Consider the following 5,925-nt stretch of genomic DNA (forward strand, 5'->3'; position numbering starts at 1 on the left):
GAGCAAACTCATATGCAGTGCTCCTGTCGCCATATCTTTCCAATGCTCAATGCTTGTAAAAGTAGATACTCCTCTGCATGCTCCTTTTGTAACAGCATATGATGCATCGTACAGTACATTCATTCCATGTTGCAGAATATCCGTAACCATACAACAAAAATCAGACAACCCAAATGCTACTACTGCATTTGATTCTTTTAGAGCTTGCTGAGTACAAGAATGTACTAATGGTGACAATACCTGAACATGATTATCATGACTAAAAGTTCGTTCTAACGAATGCATCGCATTACGCGATTCAGATAGTTCTTTGTTCAATTGATCATCAAGCTGAGTACCTTGCGTAGCTTTTGCTTTGGAAAGTGCATCTAATCGTTGATTTAATCGTGTTGTATCATGAGCGTATTTTTTTCTTGCTGACCATTCTTGTGTTAATTGATGAACAACTGGATCTGTAACACGTAAATTTCCTTTTGGCAATACGATCTTTTTTTCGCTTTGTTTTTTTTTAATTTCAGATGCTTGTGCAGCAATAAAATCATGAAATCCTGATTTTTCGCTCCACAAGCCAAATTTATAATCAAATCCTGGCACAACCGCTGTTTGTTTTTTGAAGTGTTTATCTTGTTTGATTTTTGCATCAAGAGCAACAACAAATTGATTGTAGCCGCTCAAAGTTTGTGCATATGCACAGAAATTTGGGAGTGAAAATAATTCATAGCGCTCTAATATTTCTTTTTCTGGTATATGCGAGAAAGATCTTTTAAAATCTGTTACGGAAAAGTAAATAAAATGATATCTATCTCTGGAATTATGAGGAATGGAATCTCTTTGAGGAGAACGAATATGTGAATCAGGTTTTGTATTGTGAGGGGATAACGGAACATCGAATTGGACTGTTGGTGTGTGATGATAATAGTTATGAAACTCTTCTGAAAATGAGTATGAAATGAAAAAGAATAAGAAGATATGAATTATTTTTGTCCTCATTAAACTACTTTCTTTATAGTTTAGAAGACTATACAAAATTTAATTGAAATAGAAGTGTTTTGAACCTTCCTTTAATTCTCAGCTTCATTTTTCCACGCCGGGTGTCCCCGTACAAAACGGAGTGGAGTATGGAGTTAAACAAGCTCAAGGTGAGCGGGTTTTAATAGAGCATTTCTTAACCGGAGTCCCCGGCTGAAATGTAATGAAAGTTGAGGTAAAAGATCGATTTTTTATTTTTATAGCCCTACTTCGCCAAGGCTACGAAGGGCATACTTCGTTCGTTTCTTTTGATATCTATATCAATCATTTGAGAAAATAGCGCGCTATACGAAGCTCCATCGGAGCGCAGTAAAGAATATAACCCATCAATGAAACAGGATAATTATTTTTTTTAAATATCCAACCATAAAACTCTAACTGTTTTTTATATAAAGAATTCACTTTAACTCTGTCCCTTACGGTTACCTTATAATCAATAATGATGAACTCTTTTCGATCATTAACCCAAACATCATCTACACCACCATATACCATCCAATTACCCCATGCATCATGGTATTGAACACCTCCTTTATTATGACGATCAGCTGCTGATATAGGCTCCCTCCATATGAATAAATTTTCATGTTTGAGTGGCCTAATAGCCTCACTATTCACCATAATAGGATGAAGCTTTTTTTCATTACGATACCTATCAAAATCTCTTTTTAAGAAACTATCAATCTGTTTATCAAGAGCAAATGCTTCATCATTTAATGGATCTAACCTAATATCAAGTTTTTTTGCGCTATAAAAACATCTGGGACATCTTAAAAAAGTACTTATATCACCCCAGGAAAGCGTTCGGTGGCTAAGTTCCTGCATACTATAATCAGGCAAATCTAATCCTAATAAGGATAATAAGCCTTCTCTTCGCGCACCAATAAGATTTTCCTGCTTGGGATCGATGAACGTTTTAGTTCTTATTTTTTTGCTATCATCCACAAATTTAGTTGGACCATAAATTTCCGCCTCTACTGGATCATTAAAACATACAATTCCGAACAATAACTCGTATAGAATTCGGCACCACTGCAAAACCTTGGAATTATCGGAAGAATAATACTGATGCTTTTGTTTTTTTAAAACTTGCACTGCATTGTGCACTTCGCCTGTCAGCTTAAAAATCAATCTAAGCTCAATTTTATAATCACCATTTGCCTCTGTAGTAAACAACGCTTCAAATACAAAGCCATGTAACTCAAGAATATGATTATTTTTCCATATCAAAGCTTTCCAGTCTCTTGCAGGATCCTGAGTAATATAAATACCCTCAATATCTCCTTGGAGATTACCATACGCCTTCAGGAACGCCTGACTATATGACGGAAAATCATTAGTAATATTTGACATTAAAATATATCCATTTAAATTTTATTAATTCCCAACCTAATCCAGAATTGGCACTATATTTGATGATAAGAATCTTACGAAAATCCTGAGAATAAAGGTCAAACCTCCACAAAGCCTATTTTAATAATTACACAATTAGAAAAATAGATCAAAAAAACACTTATATAAGACAGTTTTTTTAAAAAAACAATTCTTTCGCAGTGATGCTAACATAAACTTTTTTAGATAAATAGCTGCGCAGGCATTTATTAATTATGCTATGCAGACTATCTATTTCGATAAAGGAGATTTTATGACTCATTGGGGCTGGTATTGGAAGGTAAAAAAGAAACATGTACCAAGAAAACTTTGCTCAAATCTGATATCCATTGATTCATTCAAATATTATAAGGAAAACACCAAGGAACATACTATAACTAGCTTCACTGTACAACCACTGGCAGTCAAAGCTGAAGCGTATCCCAATCACTTAAAAATCACCTATAGAAACCACAAGGATTACTCTTATATAATAGATATAGACAGGTTAGCGTGTAACTATGGTGGCTTTCGTTGCTTTTTTAAGTGCCCATTGTGCCAAAAACGTATGCTGTTTCTTTACTTTGCCGAGCACAGTGTCTTTCTTTGCAGAAATTGCCTAAATCTAAGCTATACTAGCCAGCGCCTGCGTCCTACATGGCGCTATTCCCATATGCAAGATAAAGTTAAAGAGCTCATCAAACAGAAAGGTGGCAATCTCGATGCGTATAAAAAACCGCCTAGAATGCATCAAGATACCTACCAAAGGCTCAAAAATAAGCATTCCTATATACGAAGACAAATCTCATCAAGCTATAAACATGGAGATCCGTGATCATTAAGACGAGTCATGATATCAGGTTCCATCGAACGGCGATATTCAATAATATCAGCTTCAAGATCTAATGCTAAGGCGTCATGTTCATGAATTATCTGATCAGCTAATTTTTTTTGCTCCATATTATTCCTGAAAATGTGTTTGTTGCGTGTATGGTGTAAAAAGATACAAAGCAACAAAATTGTGAAAATCACTTTATTTTCAGATAAAGCAATTGTTGCTTTGTATCGCAACAATAGTAAAAAAACAAAACAATATCAAAAAAGGGTTTTAAAAGGATCTTTTTTCTTTACCGTTTGCATAATATATGCTATTGTTTTCACCAGTAATTACACAACAGAAATTTTCAGGAGTCATATTCATGTTTTAACCACAACATGTTGTAACCACAATATTTCTCTTTCTCGTTTTTATTCAATATAGTTTCGTCAATTTATAAGGATTTCTATGAAGAAGATTTTAGGTTTATTATTAGTTTCATCGTCTATTTTTTCAATGCAATTGGATGTTTCAAAGTCAGAGAGAAAATCAAATGACTTACATATAAGTAATACAAACAAAGTACAGATTAAACCACAGTCATTTTTTGCACCTGAGCGTTTGGGAATAGTTACACTTTATCACGGTAAAAATGGATTCTGTGTTCATAAAGATGATAAGAAACACGTAATTAAAAAATACTTTACTGATCCAATGGTGCGCGACATTACAAAAGAACAATTAAAATCTTTTGTAAAGAACGGATATTTTGTCCTTAATCAAATGAATGATCGTGAGTTCTCGCTCAAAGCTAAAGGACGTGTTGTTGGTGGTGGCCCTATGTTTGGTGCTTTTATGTATTGGGCGACTAAATCAGTATGCTATGGAACAGCTGTTGCTGCTGTTGGTACTGTGGCCGTTGGAACTGCAGGAGTTGGTGTAGCATTGGCTAGTAGTACATTAGCTGTTGCTGGTACAGGAGCAGTTGCTGGAGCCGCTGCTGCTACAACTACTGTAACTATTACTGCAGCTGCTGCAAGTACCACAGTTGCAGCTGGTACAGTAACTGCCATAGCAGGTGCTAGCGCTGCAGCAGTAACTGGTGGAGCTTCAGTTGTAGCAACCGCTATTGCTGTTACAAGTGCAGCTGGAACAACTGTTGGTGGGATGAGTTTAACTGCAGCAGCAGCAACCACCACAGCAGGTGTTGTGACTAGTGCTGGAGGTATTGCTGCAACCATAGCTGGAGTAGAAGCAGTATCACTAGCTGTTGGAACATTCTTTGGTATGCTACCAACCCCATAAGGCTCAAAAAATGAATTATACTTCTTATCTTAGACAACAAGTAAAACTGTATATATTATGCGCTTTAACCGCGTGTATTGTCTATCCTACTGCGGGTTATTTTGGGTATCGACAACCAATAACGTGGCCTTTAGAATCGGTAATTATATTCTCATTAACATATATTTTCTTTGGTGCTTTCGTGAATATGTGGCTGAATCCATTAAAGGATAAATAGATAGTCTATTTAAAACAACATCTCCTTGTAATTTGGAAGTAGTGAGTCCAAATTACAAGGAGATTCCGTCTTACTTTTGCTATATCAAAATTTAGTTATCGTTTTTTCCAATAAGTACTTTTTTGCCTTCTCCATTTTTTTTGAGATTCTGCATATTTTTCTTGTCCCTAAACAAACGTGCGAACGTTTTTTCGCATGATGGACAACGAGTTTCATGTATTTTTCGACTCAGTATATCAAAAGGAGTCTCTCCATTTTCATCTTCTTGCTCAAACATCTCAACAAATGCATCTATAGTTAACTGAATAGTAATGGTTTTAGTATCATTAAAATGCTCTGTCATAAAATCATCTTTTGCTTTGTCAAATGCTTCAGCAACTTCACATTCTGCAGCAGCACGATGAAGCATATTTTGCCCTTGCTCATCTCTTCCATTTCCTTGAAAATAAGGACGGAAATCCTTGAATGCATTGATATTAGATGACGCAATAATTGTAGTAATTACACAAATTACTATATTTAATTTTTTCATACGATCTTTCGTTATATATTTAAAAAAATATGCGCTTGATCCTTCAACAAGTTCAGGATGAGCGCAAGAAAATAAAATCCATTTAAAAAAATGGCCCTATTTTTTAACCCAGCTTCCGTTACTCTTCAGCCGGGTACCCAATACGGAGCAAAGCGAGGATTGGGTTAAAAGGGCATACTTCGCTTTTTTCTTTGTTATCTATATCAATCATTTGAGAAAATGACGTGCCATACGAAGCTCCATCGGAGCGAAGTATGGTGGAGGCGATGGGAATCGAACCCATGTCCGCATTGCTAATATCTCCGAGTACTACATGCTTATTCTTTGATTATACTCATACAACGCCTCAAAGACACAACATTGTTATATGAGACAGCTTGTAATACTCATTAAGCTACTAAACCGTTCAATCTTGCTTAATGACTTCTATCTTGTATTATACGTGTTGGTTTAACTGATAGACACGTTAACCCAACAAGACATCTACGGTTACGATTTACGCGTAAACAGCAGATGCAGAGAAACCATTAGTTTCTGCATTTATTGTTTTGACCAATTGTTTAACGAGCACTCAATCAACGCTCGACATGCACTCAAAGCGACCGACAACACGTCGAAGCCAGTACGCCCCCGAATTTTCAAAGAATAGACCTT

Annotated in this window: 5 protein-coding genes and 1 other RNA gene; 1 reads left to right on the plus strand and 5 read right to left on the minus strand. The window is 35.8% G+C overall.

The annotated features are described in order from the left end of the window. From VJJ26_03075 to VJJ26_03085, 3 genes are all read right to left on the minus strand, one after another. The coding region (locus VJJ26_03075) for a hypothetical protein (GenBank protein ID HLC07145.1) at positions 1–990 on the minus strand (990 nt) is incomplete at its 3' end. 303 nt (positions 991–1,293) lie between these two features. Continuing rightward, positions 1,294–2,382, minus strand: coding sequence for a hypothetical protein (locus VJJ26_03080; GenBank protein ID HLC07146.1), 1,089 nt, complete (start codon positions 2,380–2,382; stop codon positions 1,294–1,296). An 831-nt stretch (positions 2,383–3,213) separates the two neighbouring features. After that, positions 3,214–3,360, minus strand: a complete 147-nt coding sequence (locus VJJ26_03085; protein ID HLC07147.1) for a hypothetical protein — start codon at positions 3,358–3,360, stop codon at positions 3,214–3,216. A gap of 325 nt (positions 3,361–3,685) precedes the next feature. Between VJJ26_03085 and VJJ26_03090 the strand changes: the two genes are divergently transcribed. Beyond that, positions 3,686–4,522 (plus strand): hypothetical protein, encoded by an 837-nt coding sequence (locus VJJ26_03090; GenBank protein ID HLC07148.1) that lies wholly within the window; start codon positions 3,686–3,688, stop codon positions 4,520–4,522. A 308-nt stretch (positions 4,523–4,830) separates the two neighbouring features. Here VJJ26_03090 and VJJ26_03095 read toward each other — a convergent pair whose 3' ends face one another. Continuing rightward, positions 4,831–5,271 (minus strand): hypothetical protein, encoded by a 441-nt coding sequence (locus VJJ26_03095; protein HLC07149.1) that lies wholly within the window; start codon positions 5,269–5,271, stop codon positions 4,831–4,833. A gap of 255 nt (positions 5,272–5,526) precedes the next feature. Further along, positions 5,527–5,903, minus strand: a transfer-messenger RNA (tmRNA) gene (gene ssrA, locus VJJ26_03100). Positions 5,904–5,925: the final 22 nt, after the last annotated feature.

The organism is Candidatus Babeliales bacterium, assembly GCA_035288105.1.
Classification (GTDB): Bacteria; Babelota; Babeliae; order Babelales; family Vermiphilaceae; genus SOIL31.